The following is a 427-nucleotide window of genomic DNA, read 5'->3' as shown; positions in this document are numbered from 1 at the left end:
AGGCACTGCCAGCGCCGCAGGCCAGTGCTCCGGCACGCCAGGTGGCACCGCGCAGCGTGCTGGAAAAACGCCTGGTGGCGATTTGGGAGGAAGTCTTGAAGGTTTCGCCGATTGGTGTGACCGACAACTTCTTCGAGCTGGGCGGCGATTCGATCATCTCGATCCAAGTGGTCAGCCGGGCGCGTCAGGCGGGCATTCGCTTCACGCCCAAGGCGCTGTTCCAGCACCAGACCGTTCAAGGGCTGGCGACCGTGGCCCAGGAAGGCGAGGGCGCGCAACTGATCGAGCAGGGCCCGTTGACTGGCGAGATGCCGCTGCTGCCGATCCAGCAGGCGTTCTTCGACACCGATATCCCCGAGCGTCACCACTGGAACCAGTCGGTGCTGCTCAAGCCTGCCCAGCCGCTGCACGCGGGTTACCTGGAGCA

1 protein-coding gene is annotated in these 427 nt (G+C 65.1%); it reads left to right on the top strand.

Annotation, left to right across the window (positions count from 1 at the left end):
• Positions 1-427 (top strand): phosphopantetheine-binding protein (locus HU748_RS26145; RefSeq protein ID WP_186722535.1); only part of this gene is annotated, 427 nt, incomplete at both ends.

It is taken from the genome of Pseudomonas sp. RW3S2 (assembly GCF_014268955.1).
GTDB lineage: Bacteria > Pseudomonadota > Gammaproteobacteria > Pseudomonadales > Pseudomonadaceae > Aquipseudomonas > Aquipseudomonas wayambapalatensis.
This window is presented reverse-complemented; position numbering and strand designations above follow the sequence as displayed.